We start from the raw sequence: 17744 nt of genomic DNA on the forward strand, positions 1-17744 counted from the left end.
AGCTGCATTGCCATCAATACACCGCCTGCGGCTCAAACTGTCCAGTCCCTTTTAACGTATAGTCAAAAAACTGCAGAACCAGCGCATTCATCGTCTCAATGCAGTAATACTTATCGATATCGGCCCGCCCGCCCTGCAGCATATTCGCAAGAACCGGGGAGAACAGCGGGAGATCGGTTAGGCTTAAATGCCTGGCTCCTTGAAAATGAACGGTATACGCATCCTTGAAGTTTGGATTATCCAGCCCGTTCGCCGCGTAAGCCGAGTTCTTCCCGAGCTGTTTCCACACATCGTCTGTATAAATGTTCAGCAGCGGTACGTGATAAGGTTCATCTTTTGCCGCCAGATCATTAATCTCAGGGTTATACACAAGCTCATTGAAGAAGGGGGCATCCAGATTCACAACAGCATCCACATCGCTGCGCTCGCGGCCGAGCGCCACACTTGCCGCACCGCCCATGGAGTGGCCGAATACGCCAATGTGCCCAGTATCGATCAGCTGATATACAGGGTCCTGGTCACTTACGGCCTTATCCAGGATCGTGCCGATTACAAAATTCATATCCCCGGTCCGCAGCTTCATCCATTTTTGCGTAAGGCCGTACAGCTCTTCCATGGTGTAAATCCCATCTTTGTTGGAATCGTTAACCTCCCGCATATAATCTGCATTAACCATAGTGATCCTCCCTTCCACGCTCCGTGTATAAAAAGAATGGTAAGGATGATCGATGGACACCACTACATAGCCGTGACTGGCCAGCTCCGTAAAGGTTGAAGTGTTGCTTTCCCTGACCCCGTATGCCCCATGAGAAAAGACCACTAGCGGATAGGTTCCCCCGGCATTGTCCGGATACCAGAACTCCACATTCACAAACCGGTTCTCCCCTGTATCCGTAAATTCTTCAATCCGGTTAGGGTCCGTATACGTGTAAGCAGCGGTTCTTACTTCATATTCCCCTGTCACTTCAGGTACACGGTACTGCGGGAATAGAACGGGCGGTATAAGTGCGATTAGCAGTGCTACAGCGGTTATAATGATTTTCCACACCCTGGTTGAACGTTTGGGCTTACGGGGCTTCGCCTTACTCCGGATAAGATCAATCGAACCTTTCAGCGCAAACATGAACAGCAGTGCCGCCAGCAGTACCCAGCTGAAGCTCCAATCAATAACGGGGGACAGTGTCAGTATAACGAATACGATAAACAGGGTAATTCTAATCCAGCTTTTGAGCTTGCCTGGGCTGTGCATAGGGGGATTCTCCTCTTCCAGTTAAGTTATGACCTCATCATAAAAAACTGCGAAAAGGGTGTATATAGATTTGCGGTAAGCTGTAGCTACAGGGCAATAAGATGCAAAATAACCCCACAAAGCGGGGCACGCAAGGGCTTCGGGATTATTCGTGATTTTCTTGCTTAACGGCCTTAAGTCTCTCGTTAATCTGATCTGCTTCCTTCTTATCCTTCTCATAGGACAGTACGCGGACAATGGCATACACCACGGCGATTTGGAGGGCAAGAAGAAGTGCGCCGGACACATCGTTTACAACTCCGATCAGGCTGGCAAGGCCAATCAACAGAATCTCTAGCAGGAGAAAATGAATAACGATTCGGACACGCATGGCCCGCTCGCTTATCTCATGTGGAGTGTACCAAAGGATTCCCGTTAATGCCCCAAGCAGGGAGAAGCCCATAATCGTATAGATCGATATCAGGTCAAATGCGAGCTCCGGGATATAAATCTGCCGCAGCACCGTAATGATAATGATGATGGATGCGAAGATGACCAGAAAGTCGCGGATGATGTCTTTGGCAATTTCAGATAGCTTCATGCTCTGATCCCCCCTTATAATCCAAGTCTTTGTTTGAGTGCGGGCACATACTGCCTTGAGATTACTACACGTTCCCCGTTATCAAGCAAAGCTGTGAACCGGCCGCTGAGGGACGGATGCACACTGGCAATCTTGGCGATATTCAGAATCGTGGATTTGGAGGCGCGGAAACAGTTCTTGTCTCTGCACAGCTCCTCAAGCTCATACAGCTTCTGCTTCACTTCATGCACCTGATTCTCGCTGTAGACGAATACTTTGCCGTCCACGCCCTCGAAATAATAGACATCACTGAGCTTGATGCGGCTGAGCCGGTCCTCCTGATAACCCAGTATGATAAGGGTCTCTGTCTTGAGCTTATTTACGATTTCAGAGATCTCTTCATCGACTTCATGGCACCGGATACGGATCTCCTCTTCCTGCTCCCTGCTGATTTCCTCGATAGAAATTTTGATAGGATCACCTACAATCGTTCAGATTCAATTCCCGCTGCCTGTTTCATCCTCATGATAAGGGAACGGATTCACGGCTACAAGGGAAAAGAATACACAAAAAGCTGCCCTCCGGTTTGACCGGTCGGACAGCCTTGTATGAAACGGGGACCTGCCAGGGATGATGCCTGCCAGTCCTTATTTTAGAGCATTCGCCTGCCTATCATGATACCGTCCTCTGGGTACGACCAGCGGAGAGCCCGAGACCGGGTCTGCGATTACCGTGCAATCCAGCCCGAAGATCTCTTTGACCCGCGTGCTTGTAATCACCTCTGCAGGCGTACCGGCAGCGACAAGCTTACCCGTATGAAGCGCAAAAATATGGTCAGCATACCGTGCGGACAGGTTGATATCATGCAGCACCATTACAATCGTGGTTCCGTGCTTGCGGTTCAGGTCGGTGAGCAGATCAAGAATCTCGACCTGATAGGTAATATCCAGGAAGGTCGTCGGTTCATCGAGAAACAGGATGTCCGTCTGCTGGGCCAGAGCCATGGCGATCCAGACACGCTGCTGCTGGCCGCCCGAGAGCTCGTCGATGTTATGATTGGCAAATTCGGTGATATTCATAATCTCCATCGCCTCGGCAACGGCCTCATAATCCTTCCTGGACCATCCGCCAAGGAGGGACTGATGCGGAAATCTGCCGCGCCCAACCAGATCGGCCACTGAGATCCCTTCCGGAACAATGGGGGATTGCGGCAGCAGCCCGATGACCCGGGCCAGGGCTTTGGCCGGAATGGAGGAGATGGGCTTGCCGTCAAGCGTGACCCGGCCCGAGCTATGCTTGATAAGTCTGGCCATGGTTTTGAGCAGAGTCGACTTGCCGCAGCCATTGGAGCCGATAATCACGCTTATTTTATGATCGGGAATCACAAGGTCCACCCCGTGAATAACCGTCTTGTTCTCATAACCCGCTACGACCTGTTCAGCCCCAAACACATGTGCCTTGTTCATTATAACTCTCCCTTTCGATTCATGCGGATTAACAGGAAGATCAAATAAGGCGCTCCGAGTAATCCGGTAATGATGCCTACAGGGAATCTGTACTCAAAAGCAAATTGTCCGATCAGATCGGACACCAGCACCAAATTAACTCCGACAAGGCCTGCCGGAAGGAGATTCGAGGAACCCGTTCCGACCAGTCTTTTGGCAATCGGCCCCGACAGGAAGGAGACAAACGCAATCGGTCCTGTTGTAGCTGTCGCAATCGCAACCATGCAGACGGAACTGACAATCAGGGCAATTCTTGTCTTATCTGTGCTTACACCAAGCGAGGTAGCCGATTGCTCTCCCAGCTCCAGGATACTCAGATGCTTGCCCAGCAGCATGATGATAGGCGTACAGATCATTACGATGATCACCAGCGGCGGTAATTCGCGCATCTGCGAGCCGTTGAGACTGCCGGTAAGCCATCTGATAGCCGAGGGAACGTCTTTCTCGGAGCTAATCAGCAGCAGATAGGAGATTACAGCATCCAGCATAGCCTGTAAGCCTATTCCGATTAGAATTAACCGCCCGATGGAGAAGGTCTTCCCCCTGGATAGTACATAAATCAGCAGCACCGTGGCCAGACCGGCAATTACCGAAGCCAGCGATATAACCGCTCCGCTTGCGTGAAGCATAACGATACAGTACACAGCCGCCGCGCTTGATCCGGACGTAATCCCGATCACATTGGGGTTCGCAAGCGGGTTGCGCAGCATCGTCTGGAAGGTGTACCCGGCAATGCCAAAGGCAAACCCGGCGAACAGACCCGCCAGCATGCGCGGCAGCCGGATGATATTAACGGCGAAAGAGACTCCCTTGAGCTCCTCGCCGGAGAGCGCCCGGATTACATCTGCCACCGGATAGATCGTGTTCCCGAGCAGAAGCATCGCGCAGCACAGAATAAGTGCAAGTACTGCGAGAAGGCTGGTCACCAGTATGCCCCGGCGTTGTCTGCGGCGTCTGCCTGCCATAATATATTCAATCGTCTGAATTGTCATAATGACCGCACTTTCGATTTCATCGCTAATAGAATTAAGATCGGTGCTCCAACAAACGCTGTAACTACACCGACTTCAAGCTCCCCGGGGCTTCCAATAAGCCTGCCGCCTACATCCGATATCGTCAGAATAATAGCTCCGGTAACCGCTGACATCGGGATAAGGAAGCGCAGGTCCGATCCGAGGATAAGACGTATGACGTGAGTCGATAACAAGCCGATGAAGCCGATCGGCCCGGCCAGAGCCGTAACTGCACCGCATAACAGAACACCTGCAAGCGCCGCAATCAGCCGCAGTGTGCCTGTGCGCACACCCAGTCCCGTCGCGACATCATCTCCCAGTGCCAGCGCATTCAGGGCCGGAGCTGTAATGAACGCGATCAGCATGCCGACGAGCAGGAACGGGATAAATGTCGTGATGCCGCTCCAGGTTCCCGCGCCTACGCTCCCCACCTGCCAGAAACGGAACTGGTCCATGACATAAGAACGCGGAATCATTATGGCTGTGACCAGCGAAGATAAGGCTGCGCTTATGGCAGCACCCGCCAGAACGAGCTTAATGGGCGTGGCTCCGCCACGTCCCATTGAGCCGATTCCGAATACGAATACAGCAGTAATCGCAGCTCCGGCCAGAGCTAACCATATATACTGGTTTGCGGAGCTGATGTTCAAGAACGCAATTCCGCAAACCACGAACAACGATGCCCCCGTGTTCACTCCCAGTATGCTCGGATCGGCAATCGGGTTGCGGGTAACCGCCTGCATCAGCGCTCCCGATACTCCGAGTGCCCCGCCGCACATTAAACTGAATACCGTCCGGGAAATCCGCTTGCGGACCACATTTGCCCCGTAGCTGTCCACCTCCGGGTGAAATAAACCGTCGATCAGTTCATTCCACCCCACGTGACGCGCTCCCAGTACCAGCGAGGCTATCACGCACATGACAAGCAATACCAGGCAACTCATCAGCACCAGAGTAAAGTTCTTCGGGATATGCAATTTTAGCTGTTTATCGTCCGAAACCGGTGAACTATTCATTTATTTTATCAATAGCTCCTCCAATTAAGGCAAGGTATTCATCAATCGTGTAAGCAATGGACAGCGGGTTAGGCGTTCCGGCAGCTACCAGCGGTGTATCACTGTCGATGAAGGCAACTGAACCTCTCTCGATCGCAGGAATTTTGCCCAGCAGCGAATCCGCCTGGAGCGTCTTAAGCAATTCGTCATTACCATAGCCAACGATAAGATCAGCGTCATACAGGGCTTCTACATTCTCTGCGCTCAAGCTCAAAGAGTAGCTGGTAGGGTCAGTGATCTGGGAGGTAATGCTTTCTGGATAAACCATTCCCATCTCATACAAGAACGAGACACGGGAGTCTACAGGCGTATAAATATGCAGTTTGGACAGATCCTCAGCGGAGAAGTTAACCCAAACCACTTTTTTACCATCAATCTGCGGATACTTGCTTACTTTCTCGTTAACCATGGCTTCCGTATCCTTGATCAGCTGTTCTCCTTCTGCCTTCATGCCCATACCTTCTGAGTTCAACAGTACCTGCTCACGCCAAGTGGTTGCCCAAGGAGCGGTCGGATAAGCGACTACCGGAGCGATCTGGCTAAGCGTATCATAGTCTTCCTGCGTGATCCCGGAGTATGCGGCAAGAATGACATCCGGGTCTGCATCGGAGATGGCCTCGAAATCAAGACCGTCGGTATCCTGGAAAACATTCGGATCGGTTACATTAAGCTCCTTCAGCTTATCTGCTGTCCAAGGCAACAGTCCGCTGCCGTCCTGAACGCCGAAGTTCGCTGCCGAGAAGCCTACAGGAACAACTCCAAGCGCGAGAGCCACATCATGGTTCGCCCATTGAATAGTCACTACACGTTCAGGCTTACTCTCAATAACAGCTTCGCCAAGCGCATGCTTGATCGTAATCGGATACTGGACTGCTTCCTGGGAGGCTGGTGCTTCTGTAGCAGCCGCTTCAGCAGTTGCCGCAGCTGTTGCAGCCGGTGATGGTGAAGCTGCCGAATTGGACTCCTGATTGGAGCATCCAACCAGCGCTATAGTAAGAGCGAATGGAATTAATAATGTTTTCAAAGAGAACCTTCTTGTTGTGTTCATGTGTGTGGACCCTTCCTTATCTTATAATGTTTTTTTTGTTCTGCTGCTGCTGACTAACCGGCGGAATAACCCCTCATCTCCAGAAACATTGTGCAACTTTATACGATAATGAGAATCATTATCGATAAATATATAATTGCTTGGACAGGTTGTCAATGTAAAAAATGGATTCCGCACGCAAAAAAACCGCAAGCGGAACACCTGAGCGGCGCCTGCTTGCGGGTAACTTTACGGATAGGCAGATGGTCGAATTGCCTTACCTTACAACTTTTTAGTCAGCGTAATGGAATGATCGGCTTGTCCCCATTGCACATTCCAGCCCAGCAGCTCCGTAATGAAGCGGAGCGGAACGACCGTCCGGTTGTCGGAGTTCACAAATACTTTGGCGCCAACAGATTTTCTCATCCCGTTGACCTCCATGAAGTCTTTGTTCATCCAGAATACCAGTGTGTCACTGCCTGCTGTAATCGTGACCTGCTGCGCCGCTTTATCCCATTTCACTTCAGCCCCGATGCCCTCGCTCAGGTAACGAAGCGGAATGTAGGTCATGCCGCTCCAGATGAAGGGCTCTGTATCCATTTGGGTTACAGTGCCATTAATGTTCAGGACACCGCTGCCTACCTTCATCCAGACCTTGGTCATTGCTGCTGGATCTGTTGTGGCAGGTGCAGCAGCTTCCTGGAACTTGTCGTTATACTGCGTTACAATCGCATTGCCCAGCGCTTGTCCGACACTGAACATGGTCTTATAGCCCTCGCGGTTCGTCTGATAAGAAGCGGTGTAATCTCCGGCTGCATACTGTGTAAGCACCTGCTGCACCTGATTCTCATGTGCTGTTAGCGCGGCTTGACCCGCAGCCTCCGGCAGGTTGCCTGCGGTTGCCGAATCAAGGAACGCGGCGAATTCAGTAGTGAATCCGGCGATACGCGCCTCTACTGCCGCTTGGGCTGCTGCATCCTTATTTTTGACTGCCGATACAAAATCAGCTTGCGCATTGACATGGTTCGTCACCCAGATTTGCCCGAATGCCGCTGCACCTTCTGCACCATAGATGGAGGCAATCGCTGCTTTGAAGTCAGCCGTGTTCATGGCTTCTGCCCGGATCAGCGCGTCTGAAGCAGCTCTTCCCTCGTATTGCTCCTGCATTTGCAGAACCGACAGGGCGAAATGCTCGCCGGCCAATTGATTGAGCGCGGATCTCAGATCAGCTGCTTTGGTATCGGCCTTGGTGCTTTCGAATTTGGCAGGCATCTGGGCAACGATTGCGCCCGATAATGCCTTACTGATGCCGAACATTTCAGCGTAGCCCTTGCGATATGCCTCATAAGCGCCTAGGTAATCGCCTGCTGCATAATCTTCGAATACTTCCTGTACATGATCCTCATGACTGCGGATGACTTGCTTCGCTGCGGCTGCCGGAAGCTTGCCTTCTGTGGCCGTGCCGAGGAAATTACCGAATTCGTCTACAAAGCCGCTTACTTTATCCTCCGCAGTTTTCATTGCGGCTGCATCCTTGTTCTTGGTTGCCTTCACTAAATCATCTGTGTACTGATTATGGGCGCGGAAGATTCTCTCGAATTCAGCTGCGCCTGCATCGCCGTACAGCGAAGCAATAGCCGGCTGCATATCAAGTGCGTTCTGATCAAGCGCTTTGTAGGCAGCAGCCGCATCCGTTGTCCCGTCATATGCTTTGGTCATTGCCGTTACCGCCAGGGTGAAATGCTCGGAGAGCAAATAATCCAGTCCTGCTCTAAGTTCAGCCGCCGGTGTGTTCACCGATGCTTTCACTGCTGTAGCTGCCGGTTCTGCTGCACCTGCAATTGCCGGCATCAATAAGGTCATGCTTAACATGGGAACGATCCATTTCTTCATTGTCATCTCGCTTCACTCCTTAGGTTAGTGTTATGAGTGTTACGGGGGCAGTTCAGGTATGGATCACTATAGGATCAAAAAAAATCCCCACCCGCTGTAATCAGCAAGTGGGGATGCTTTTGAAAATAAGGCGTCAGAGGCTGCTATGCCGGATAGGAAATCAGGCCAGCAGCTGGCGTACACCTTCACTAAGCGGTGTGAGCGGACGGTTCAGCAGCTTCTCCAGATCGCTGCTCTCGATATTCAGTGCGCCGTCGCGGATCGCGCCCTGAATGGCAACTACAATCGGCAGCGCCGCTTCCGGCACGCCTGCGCCGGCCATGATCTTCGCGTAAGTAGCGTCATCTACCTGCTGCACGTTAACCTCTTGACCCAGAACCTCACCAACCACGGCTGCCAGTTCAGCCTGGGTGAGCGGTTTGCCGGACAATTCGTAGATGACATTCTCACGGCCTTCAGCAGCCAGAACGGCGGCTGCCGCCTGGGCATAATCACTGCGTGTGGCCCAGCCAACCTTGCCGTCTTCCGCTGAGGTCAGCCAAGGTGCACCGGCTTTCACTGCCTGAATGGAGCCAACTTCATTCTCCAGATACCAGTTATTGCGCAGGAAGGCATAAGGAATGCCGGATTCGCGGATAAACTCTTCAGTAGCACGGTGTACCGGTGCCAGAAACAGGGAGCTGTTATCGGCGTCGCCTACGCTGGTATAGATAATGAAACCCACACCTGCACGGACCGCTGCGTCCACAGCCGCCTTGTGCTGGCGGATACGTGTATCATTGTCACCGTCTGCGGAGATAATCAGCAGGCGCTCTACTCCGGCAAAGGCTGCATCCAGGGTCTCCGGCTGATCGAAATCGCCATGACGGACATCCACGCCTTGTGCCTTCAGCTTCTCTGCCTTCTCCGGGTTTCTGACACTGGCTATAATATTCTCTGCCGGTACGGTCTTCAGTAATGTCTCTGCTACGATGGAACCAAATTGACCTGTTGCTCCTGTTAATGCAATTTTCATCTCAATTCCTCCATTGTGGGTGTCTTTTATTTGAATATCAGCTGTTATTTCCGTAAGCATAGGTGAATATCTATCCTGTAACCATTGTAGTTACAAGTAGGCGCAATGTCAAATGGATTGTTTCATCAGCTGAAGACAGCATGGAATGTGCATAACGCTGAATGGTTAGCTTTCCCCTATCATGCTATTCTTAATAGACAAATTCCCCTTCAGAAAGGTTCTGCATAATGGAGAAACTAAGTGACAGCATCTATAAACGTTATGTTCCGGGATTGACTCCGGAGTCTGAATTCACTGGTGAGGCCTGCCAGCTCATCTTCCAATCCGGTAAGCTGCTCATTACGGAGCCTCCCTCTGCTCCCGGCATCCCTATGGCCCGCTCCCTTGAAGAGCTGGCGGTCACGCCGCTGCGCATACTCTACCTGGGCACCTTCGCGGGTCTCCCCTGCTATGCTTCAGAAGTAAGTGCAGAAACTCCCGAACCGCCTGGCCTTGCTTTCCGTCCGTTGCGCTCCTTATATGGGTTGCTGGAGGAAGATCTGTTCCATCTTGCCGGCAAAGCGCTGCAGCTGCTGGTCTGGGACGGCAATCACCGGTTCTGCGGCCGTTGCGGAACCGAAACCGCCCACTCTCTGACGGAACGGTCCCGGATCTGCCCGCAGTGCGGTCTGGTTAGTTACCCACAGCTTGCGCCTGCCGTCATTACAGCTATCCTGAAGGACAATCAGATTCTGCTCGCCCATGCTCCGCATTTCCAGAACGGGATGTACGGGCTGATTGCCGGCTTTGTCGAGCCGGGTGAAACTCTGGAGGACTGTGTGCGGCGTGAGACTATGGAAGAGGTTGGTCTTAAGGTCAAGAATATAACCTATTTCGGCAGCCAGCAGTGGCCTTTTCCCAATTCCCTGATGGTTGGCTTCCTTGCAGAATATGAGAGCGGAGAAATAACAGTGGACGGCGAAGAGCTTGACCATGCCGCATGGTTCCCTATGGATCAATTACCCGTTATTCCGCCGCCGGTCAGCATCGCCCGCAAAATCATCGACTGGGTCTTAGAGCAGCAATCTGAGTCAGGTGCAGATACAGAGAAGGAAGTATAGAAGGACCAGATTCAGCCTACCGTCTTGAAATAGCGGTAAATCTGCTCCAGCTTGCGGCTGTGCTTGCCCTTCGGGCTCTCCATACTGCCGAACTCGAAGAACTTCACCTTGCGGATGCCAACGAAATTGAACAGGGCTTTGCGCATCAGCGCCTTGTGTGAGTTATTCAGCCACAGCAGCGGATAATGGGCCGGCCCCTTCATGCTGGAGATGCAGATGACGCTCTTCCCCTTAAGCAGCCCCTCCGGCAGAAGTCCGCCCTTATCGCGGTACGCGAAGCCCGAAGCAAACATCCGGTCAATGTAGCCCATCAGCATCGCCGGCGGTCTTCCCCACCAGATCGGATAGACCAGCACAATCTGATCGGCCCACAGCAGCTGCTGCCTGTATTCCTCAAGCTCCGGTTCACGGTACATATCCCGTCTGCGTTTATTCTCATTAAACACCAGCACCGGATCAAATCCGGCCTCATACAAATCAAGGACTTTGACTTCCGTAACCTTCGCATTCTCCTTGCTGCCGCGCAGCACCTCCTGCAGAAATGCATAGCTGAGACTGCGGTGGTTCGGATGTGTATAGATAATGAGTGTATTCATCAGTCGTATTCCCCTTTTGTTATCATTTGATAACAAAAAGATAACACGTAAGTAATTTAGTTGTCAAATGACAATTGTTTTTTGATAATCTATTTGCTATGGTTTCATCTGAGGTGATCTTATGGATAATAACCATCTGTTCCAGAAATTCGTAGCCTTCAGTGCTGCCGTCCATCAAATAACGAATGATATAACCAAAGATGTGAAATCAGAGGGCTTAACCCCGCTGCAATATAAAATTCTCGAATACATCGCCGTCAGCCAGCCAGTCACACTCAGCGAAATCAGCGACTGCATGCAGATGTCGATGCCCAACACGAGCCGTGAGCTGAAGAAGCTCAGCGAAAAGGGCGTCTGTGCCCGCATTACCGACCCGGATGACCGCCGTAAGCAGGGCATCACGCTCTCTGCGGCAGGCGAAGCGCTGATGAATGAATCGTTTCAGCAGATCGCCGTCCGGTTCGAGCAGCGCATTCAGGATACAACAGCTGAAGAACGCAAAGAGATCGAGCGGGCGCTCGATCTTTTGCAGCAGAAGGTATTTTATTAAGCTGTTACAAAGTCTGTCTCCATTTCACCATTCCTTATTTCACAGCAACGCCCTTCGCCGGAATCTCTGCGGGGGCTTCCTTGCGTTTGATGAAGAAGGCCAGGATCAGCGCGGCAACTGCAGCACCTGTGGTTACCATGGAGGCCACATTCATCCCGTGAATTAAACTGTGGACATCACTGGTTTGCTTCAGCCCGCCCCCGCTATAAGTCATTATAGTTACAAGCAATGCTGTTCCGATGGATCCGGCGACGGTCCGCAGTGTGGTGTTAACCGGAATCCCGTGCCGGATCAGGGCAGGCGGCAATGAATTCATCCCGCTGGTAATGACCGGCAGCAGGGTTAGGCTGACGCCGACCATCCGCAGAGAGTAGCCGATCATCAAAAACGTATACGAGGTATGCTCGGTTAAATTAGAGAACAGTACAGCCGAGATTACCGTCAGGCTAAGTCCGGTGATGACCAGCATCCGGGCACCCATTTTATCGAAAAGCTTGCCGGCTATAGGTGACATTATACAAATGAGAACCGCACCGGGCAGCAGCATGAGACCCGATTTCAGCGCGGTATAGCCAAGCATGGTCTGCATATAGATAGGCAGCAGCAGCTGGGCGCTCAGCATGATAATCATCAGGATCATACTGATTACTGTAGCCATAGTGAAAGCAGGGCTGGTGAATACCCGCAGCTCCAGCAAAGGATTCTCCATAGTCAATTGCCGCCAGACGAACAGGCCAAGCGCAATGAATCCGATCGCCAGGGATATCAGAACCTCTGTGCTATCCCATCCTCTGCTCCCGGAGACGCTGAATCCATATAATATGCCGCCGAATCCAAGCGAGGATAGCGTCATGGATAGCGCATCCACCTTGCTTTTGACCTGCGGGGTAACGTTCTTAACGAGGAATACCCCAACAAGGGTAAGCAGCAGCGAGCAAGGAAACAGAATATAGAACAACAATCGCCAGGAATGATCCTCTACAAGCCATCCGTTCAGTACAGGTCCGATGGCCGGAGCGAAATTAACCGCAAGTCCGATCATCCCCATCGTGAACCCCCGTTTGGCCACCGGAATCAGGATGAAGGTCAACGTCTGCACCAGCGGAGCCATGATGCCCACTCCGACTGCCTGCACTATTCTTCCGGTGAGCAGCAGGCCGAAGTTCGGTGAGACCGCACACAGAAGCGTTCCCGCCGTCAGCATGCCCATGGCAAAGACAAAGACCTGCTTGGTTGTAAACCTCTGAATCAGAAAAGCCGTGACCGGAACCACAATGCCTGTAACCAGGGCAAATGCTGTTGTCAGCCATTGCGCCGTACTTGTTGAGAGGCGGAAATCCCCCATAATGTTAGGCAATGCTGTATTCAGTGAAGATTGATTCAGCAGCCCCACCATTGCCCCGATAATTAAGATAGCCATGACTAGAATGGTTCCCTTTGGCACTTTCTCCATGTCTGTTTCCCTCCATTGTTAAAAATATAAGAATCCGCCTGATTTAAGTTTGGTCGGCATACCGCCACCAGGCGAGCGTGCCTATGATGCCAACAGCGCCGGTGAGATAAGGAAGCATCCGGCTCAGCAGCTCTAAATGTGACTTCTCCTCCCCCGAAGCGCCGCTGAGTAATCCGGGAACGGCCCATGGAATATATTCCACAATGCCCAGGGCCCCGCCAAACTGGGCAACCACAATGGTCAGCAGGACCACGCCCAGCGGAGTCAGATAGCCGCGGCCGACACAAGCCATCCACGCTACAGGAATACTGAGGCAGATCACCATCAGACAGATCCGTGCGTATCCGCTGAAGCCCTGAACAATGGCGTCCAGGCTCCAGCCGTCCAAGCGGACAAGCCAGGCGGTCAGGCAGCCGGCCATAAACACAAGCAGCGCCAGCACTGCGCACAGGACGGCCGCAACGATCAGCTTGGCAGCCGCCACCCCGTACCGGGACAGCGGCAGGGCCAACAGATCCTTAACAGTGCGGTCGGAATATTCCCGGCCGAAGATCCAGCTGAACACAAACCCGAATCCGATAAGCCCCCCCATGGATATCACAACACCCAGCTCTTTCAGGAGTCCTGCCATATTGATCTCACCCTCAAAGCTGCTCTGGGAGCCAATCGTTCCTGAGAAGACCAGCCCGATCATTACCGGCACCATTATGCTGGACACCAGTGAAATCCAGAACAGCCTGGAGCGGCGAAGCTTCAAGACTTCCACCCACAGGGCCGATTTCCATCGATTCATCCTTTCATTCCTCCTCCTTCAGACTCAATCATTCTAAGAAAATAAGCCTCCAAATCCTCTTCCTCCACCTGAATCAGCGTGGGCGGCATATCCGCATACACCAGCAGCTTGGAGACGTGATCAGGGTTTGCTATGGCGCGTTCATCCCGAAGCAGCAGCGTTTCCTCTCCCGCCTGCTGAACAGCATAGCCGGCCTGGAGCAGCCTGCTCCGGGCGCTTGCAGAGTCGCGGGTCTGAACCAGCAGACGTCTTCGGAGCAGATGCTGCAGATCCTTCACATCCGTCTCCTGCAGCAGCCGGCCCTGATGCACGATGCCAATCCGTGTCGTCAGCCTGGAGACCTCGCCGAGAATATGGCTGGAGATAAAAATCGTTACGCCGTGGTTGAGTGCAAGCTCCCGGAGCAGCTCACGCACCTCTACAATCCCGGCCGGATCAAGCCCATTCGTCGGCTCATCCAGAATCAGCACCTGCGGATGATGCAGCATGGCCTTGGCAAGACCCAGCCGCTGCCCGTTGCCGAGGGAGAGCGTCCCGGCCTTGCGGTCGCGGTAAGCGGTAAGCTGGAGCTTATCGATGATGCTGTCAATTGCCCTGCGGTCTGCGATACCCCGCAGCCTGCGGATAATCTCCAGATTCTCGCGGACGGTAAGCTCTGGATAGGAGTAGGGCATCTCGACCATGTAGCCTATATTGGCCCACAGCTTATGGCTGCCGGCATCCACCCGCTGTCCGAACACATAGGAGGACCCGGAATCGGGGCGGATCATGCCCAGCAGCATACGGATGGTTGTCGTTTTACCGGCACCGTTCAGTCCCAGGAATCCGTAAATTTCACCCTGGTTCACCTCCAGCGACAGTCCATTCACAGCATGATTGCTGCCAAAATGCTTGGTTAATTGTTCAGTCTGAATCATTGCGCTCATAACCATCACTCCTGCTTTTTATTTAAAACTAACTAGTTGTTTATATTTTGTCCAAAAAAACAGCCGCCTCTTACAGCAAAGACGGCTCCATTACGCCATGGATGATAAACTGCGAGATCTGCCGGGTGGTCCGCTCTCGCATCTGCGGGGAATCCAGCTTACCGAGCAGCTGCTCAAACCGTGAAGACGACTGCAGGGTAGCTGTAGTCACATTTATAATCAGAATAGGGAACAACGCCGGGTCCAAATCCTGACGGAGAATTCCGTTCTTCTGCGCTGCTAAGGCTAACTCATGCATCTGAGTAGCATCGTCCGGACGATAGGTGATCTGATTCCAGGTCTTCCAGTCTTCAGCGGCCTCCCAGAACAGAATTCTCAGGTAACTCCGGTGCTCCAGAAGGAAGGATACCGTCTCCCGGGTCATCGATTCCAGGAAGCTCCTAAACGCCGCAGGGTCTGTTACAAGCTTCTCATTCTTCAGTAATTCATTAATGAACGAGCCTGTAATCTGTTCGCCGATCTGGTCCGCACGTTTGACCACTTCTGTATATAGTCCCAATTTGTCGCCATAATACTGATAAATCAGGCTTTTATTGTACCCGGACGCCTTCGCAATGACATCAATCCGTGCCGCTGAATAACCAAGCTCGGCAAAGATCTTCTCGGCCGCATCAAGAATAATCCCTCTGGTCCGGACAGCATCGTAAATTTTGGGACTTCGTTTACTTTCTGCGGATGCTATACTTGCCACCTCCATTTATAACTAACTGGTTAGATTTTATGATGAATCCCGGCGGAAGTCAAGCGCGAATCATTGGGGCCTGGTCCAATCTTCTTGGCTCGTCCTTCCTTCCAACAATTGGCACAGAACCATTTCGCCCTGGCAACGTCCAATGTATAGAGTTAAATCTATCCATAAGGTGATGAATCCATGACAGCAAGAAGAACTGCGCTGCTCTCCCTGCTCGGGCTGACCCTGTTAGCCTCAGCCTCAGTCCATGCAGAAGCAGCCGCTACCCCTAAACCTATCTCCATCTATCTTGACGGCCAGCAGCTTCAGCCCGAAGCCCGGCCGCTTAACATCAGCGGTACAGTGCTGGTACCCATGCGCAATCTGTTTGAAGCCCAGGGAGCCGGGCTATCCTGGAATAATACGAGCAAGACTGTGACGGCCACCAAAGGCGGCACCACGCTGACCTACACTCTAGGTTCGGCCACTGCCCGGCTGAACGGGCAACCGATTGCCCTGAGCGTACCGGGCCAGCTGTCGCAGGGCTACAGCATGATCCCCCTGCGCTTCGTAAGTGAAGCACTGGGCAGCACCGTTACCTGGGATGCAGCAACCGGTTCCGTCTTCATCTCTTCGGCCGCAGCCTATAATACCTCGGTCACTTGGGGCGTGAATCTGCGCAGCTCCCCGGATTCGGACAGCGAAGCCAACACGCTGGCCCTGCTGCCCGCAGGCAGCAAAGTCCAAGTTATCCGCGAAGTGAATGCCCTCTGGCTGGAAGTGCAGACGGAGGATCATGTAACCGGATATCTGTCCTCCAAGCCGAAATATACGGATTACAAAAGCGGCTCACTGCTGCAGAAGCAGGGGGAGGCGCTGATTGCCTACGGGAAGAAATACCTGAATGCACCTTATGTATTCGGGGCTTCACCGGATCAGACGGATACGTTCGACTGCTCGTCTTTTGTGAAACGGGTATTTGCGGACACGCTGTCGGTTGAGCTTCCCCGTGTCTCTTATGATCAGGCGCTGGAAGGCACAGAGGTTGGAGTGGACGAGCTCCGCACAGGAGATCTGCTGTTCTTCAGCGCCCGGGGGATTGATATTGGACATGTGGCTATCTATGCCGGAAATAATCAGATGCTGCATACCTATTCCAAAGAGCTGGGTGTACATATCGAGGCGTTCGACAGCCAGTGGAAGAAACGTTTCGTGACCGCCCGCAGAATGTTATAACGTTAAGCACGTTCTTACTCCTCTACCAGGGCAGTGCGCTGGAATCCATGCTATGCGTGACACGGTTCCGGCCCTGCTCTTTGGAGGTGTAGAGCGCCTGATCCGCTTTTCTCAGCAGAGTTGCCTCATTATCCGTTCCTGCAAATGTAGCAATACCCACACTTGCCGTAATGCCGCCGGGAATACGCGATCCCCATGCCGCTTGGGCAATTTCATGACGCAGGTTGTCCGCAATCAGTATGGACTCCTGGGTATTAATATCCGGAAGAATGAGCACGAACTCTTCACCGCCATATCTGGCCGCAATATCCTGCTCCCGGCAATGATGGCTGAGGATACTCCCCATTTGCTCCAGCACATCATCCCCTGCCTGATGTCCCAGCGTATCGTTTACCTTCTTGAAGTGGTCTATATCGAGGATCAGCAGCGAAAATAAACGTCCCTGTTCCCTATACCCTCTGATATGCTCCTCCAGGGTTTCCTGGAAATACCGCCTATTCTTCAGTCCGGTAAGCTTGTCTGTAGTGGAGCGTTCAACCAGAATGGCATTCAGCTCCAGCAGTTCCGCCTGCTTCTGCCCAATCTCGGCATGAAGCTGCTTCAGCTCGGCTAGCGTCTGCTCTTTCTCCCAGTATGCTTCCTCTATCTGCTTCTTGGCTGACCGCAGCTCCCGCTCATAGTCCATGCGCTTGCTCATCTGAACCAGTGCACAGTCAATAACCTCTACGCCCTCATTCTCATAACGCCTGCCGTTCAGGATGTACGGAATGGACTGGCCGCTTCTGTCCTTCAGACTGATGAACAGCTCATCCACATGCCCGTGCAAATTAATATTAGGATAAAAATACGAATGGAAAACAAGCTGGTTGGCTTTCGACATAATCGATTCCAAATGCTTGTGCTCCAGCTCCTCCCGCTGATAGCCCGTCATATCGAGGAAGGTCTGGTTCATCTCCGTGATCATACCCTCATGTGTAATGGAAATATACCCGCAAGGGGCATATTCCAGCCGTTTATCCATGTTCCTGTACCCTCTCCATACCT

Annotated in this window: 19 protein-coding genes; 4 read left to right on the forward strand and 15 right to left on the reverse strand. The window is 52.5% G+C overall.

What is annotated here, in order from left to right; all coding sequences use genetic code 11:
- Positions 1–13: 13 nt before the first annotated feature.
- The 3 genes from PBOR_RS33760 to PBOR_RS38270 form a co-directional block, all read right to left on the reverse strand.
- Complete coding sequence (locus tag PBOR_RS33760; protein ID WP_052429766.1) at positions 14–1249, reverse strand: alpha/beta hydrolase; 1236 nt, start codon at positions 1247–1249, stop codon at positions 14–16.
- A 145-nt stretch (positions 1250–1394) separates the two neighbouring features.
- The gene (locus PBOR_RS33765) at positions 1395–1829 is read right to left on the reverse strand and encodes a DUF3021 family protein (RefSeq protein ID WP_042218430.1); all 435 of its coding nucleotides are present in this window, start codon (positions 1827–1829) and stop codon (positions 1395–1397) included.
- Between the two features lie 14 nt (positions 1830–1843).
- Entirely contained in the window at positions 1844–2095 is a 252-nt protein-coding gene (locus PBOR_RS38270) for a LytTR family DNA-binding domain-containing protein (protein ID WP_245647981.1), read from the reverse strand.
- On the opposite strand from PBOR_RS38270, the gene PBOR_RS38275 reads away from it, so the two are divergent.
- Complete coding sequence (locus tag PBOR_RS38275) at positions 2054–2398, forward strand: hypothetical protein (RefSeq protein WP_245647983.1); 345 nt, start codon at positions 2054–2056, stop codon at positions 2396–2398. The two genes, PBOR_RS38270 and PBOR_RS38275, sit on opposite strands and share 42 nt — an antisense overlap.
- A 57-nt stretch (positions 2399–2455) precedes the next feature.
- On the opposite strand, the gene PBOR_RS33775 is transcribed toward PBOR_RS38275, so the two are convergent.
- From PBOR_RS33775 to PBOR_RS33800, 6 genes are all read right to left on the reverse strand, one after another.
- Positions 2456–3274: an ABC transporter ATP-binding protein gene (locus tag PBOR_RS33775; protein ID WP_042218432.1), complete on the reverse strand. Its 819-nt coding sequence runs from the start codon at positions 3272–3274 to the stop codon at positions 2456–2458.
- On the reverse strand, positions 3274–4305 hold the full coding sequence (locus PBOR_RS33780) for a FecCD family ABC transporter permease (protein ID WP_042218434.1): 1032 nt from the start codon (positions 4303–4305) through the stop codon (positions 3274–3276). Before PBOR_RS33780 ends, PBOR_RS33775 begins: the two co-directional genes overlap by 1 nt.
- Positions 4302–5342: a FecCD family ABC transporter permease gene (locus PBOR_RS33785; RefSeq protein WP_042218436.1), complete on the reverse strand. Its 1041-nt coding sequence runs from the start codon at positions 5340–5342 to the stop codon at positions 4302–4304. The genes PBOR_RS33780 and PBOR_RS33785 overlap by 4 nt, the downstream gene beginning before the upstream one ends.
- A complete protein-coding gene (locus tag PBOR_RS33790; protein WP_042218437.1) occupies positions 5335–6429 on the reverse strand; it encodes an iron-siderophore ABC transporter substrate-binding protein in 1095 nt (364 codons plus the stop codon). The genes PBOR_RS33785 and PBOR_RS33790 overlap by 8 nt, the downstream gene beginning before the upstream one ends.
- Before the next feature lie 261 nt (positions 6430–6690).
- A complete protein-coding gene (locus PBOR_RS33795) occupies positions 6691–8307 on the reverse strand; it encodes a copper amine oxidase N-terminal domain-containing protein (protein WP_042218439.1) in 1617 nt (538 codons plus the stop codon).
- Between the two features lie 154 nt (positions 8308–8461).
- Positions 8462–9316 (reverse strand): SDR family oxidoreductase, encoded by an 855-nt coding sequence (locus PBOR_RS33800; protein WP_042218441.1) that lies wholly within the window; start codon positions 9314–9316, stop codon positions 8462–8464.
- Positions 9317–9543: 227 nt separating this feature from the next.
- Between PBOR_RS33800 and nudC the strand changes: the two genes are divergently transcribed.
- The gene (nudC, locus tag PBOR_RS33805) at positions 9544–10416 is read left to right on the forward strand and encodes an NAD(+) diphosphatase (RefSeq protein ID WP_042218442.1); all 873 of its coding nucleotides are present in this window, start codon (positions 9544–9546) and stop codon (positions 10414–10416) included.
- 11 nt (positions 10417–10427) lie between these two features.
- On the opposite strand, the gene PBOR_RS33810 is transcribed toward nudC, so the two are convergent.
- Positions 10428–11012, reverse strand: coding sequence for an NAD(P)H-dependent oxidoreductase (locus PBOR_RS33810; RefSeq protein ID WP_042218443.1), 585 nt, complete (start codon positions 11010–11012; stop codon positions 10428–10430).
- 121 nt (positions 11013–11133) lie between these two features.
- On the opposite strand from PBOR_RS33810, the gene PBOR_RS33815 reads away from it, so the two are divergent.
- Positions 11134–11562, forward strand: coding sequence for a MarR family winged helix-turn-helix transcriptional regulator (locus PBOR_RS33815; protein WP_042218444.1), 429 nt, complete (start codon positions 11134–11136; stop codon positions 11560–11562).
- A gap of 34 nt (positions 11563–11596) precedes the next feature.
- On the opposite strand, the gene PBOR_RS33820 is transcribed toward PBOR_RS33815, so the two are convergent.
- From PBOR_RS33820 to PBOR_RS35925, 4 genes are all read right to left on the reverse strand, one after another.
- Positions 11597–13015, reverse strand: coding sequence for a DHA2 family efflux MFS transporter permease subunit (locus PBOR_RS33820; protein WP_042218445.1), 1419 nt, complete (start codon positions 13013–13015; stop codon positions 11597–11599).
- Positions 13016–13058: 43 nt separating this feature from the next.
- Positions 13059–13808, reverse strand: coding sequence for an ABC transporter permease (locus tag PBOR_RS33825; protein WP_042218447.1), 750 nt, complete (start codon positions 13806–13808; stop codon positions 13059–13061).
- Positions 13805–14734, reverse strand: a complete 930-nt coding sequence (locus PBOR_RS33830; RefSeq protein WP_042218449.1) for an ABC transporter ATP-binding protein — start codon at positions 14732–14734, stop codon at positions 13805–13807. Before PBOR_RS33830 ends, PBOR_RS33825 begins: the two co-directional genes overlap by 4 nt.
- A 70-nt stretch (positions 14735–14804) precedes the next feature.
- Positions 14805–15491, reverse strand: a complete 687-nt coding sequence (locus PBOR_RS35925) for a TetR/AcrR family transcriptional regulator (RefSeq protein WP_052429767.1) — start codon at positions 15489–15491, stop codon at positions 14805–14807.
- A gap of 174 nt (positions 15492–15665) precedes the next feature.
- On the opposite strand from PBOR_RS35925, the gene PBOR_RS33840 reads away from it, so the two are divergent.
- The gene (locus PBOR_RS33840; RefSeq protein WP_042218451.1) at positions 15666–16700 is read left to right on the forward strand and encodes a C40 family peptidase; all 1035 of its coding nucleotides are present in this window, start codon (positions 15666–15668) and stop codon (positions 16698–16700) included.
- A 22-nt stretch (positions 16701–16722) separates the two neighbouring features.
- Here PBOR_RS33840 and PBOR_RS33845 read toward each other — a convergent pair whose 3' ends face one another.
- Complete coding sequence (locus PBOR_RS33845; protein WP_042218453.1) at positions 16723–17721, reverse strand: sensor domain-containing diguanylate cyclase; 999 nt, start codon at positions 17719–17721, stop codon at positions 16723–16725.
- Positions 17722–17744 lie beyond the last annotated feature (23 nt).

The sequence above is a fragment of the Paenibacillus borealis genome (assembly GCF_000758665.1).
GTDB lineage: Bacteria > Bacillota > Bacilli > Paenibacillales > Paenibacillaceae > Paenibacillus_AQ > Paenibacillus_AQ borealis.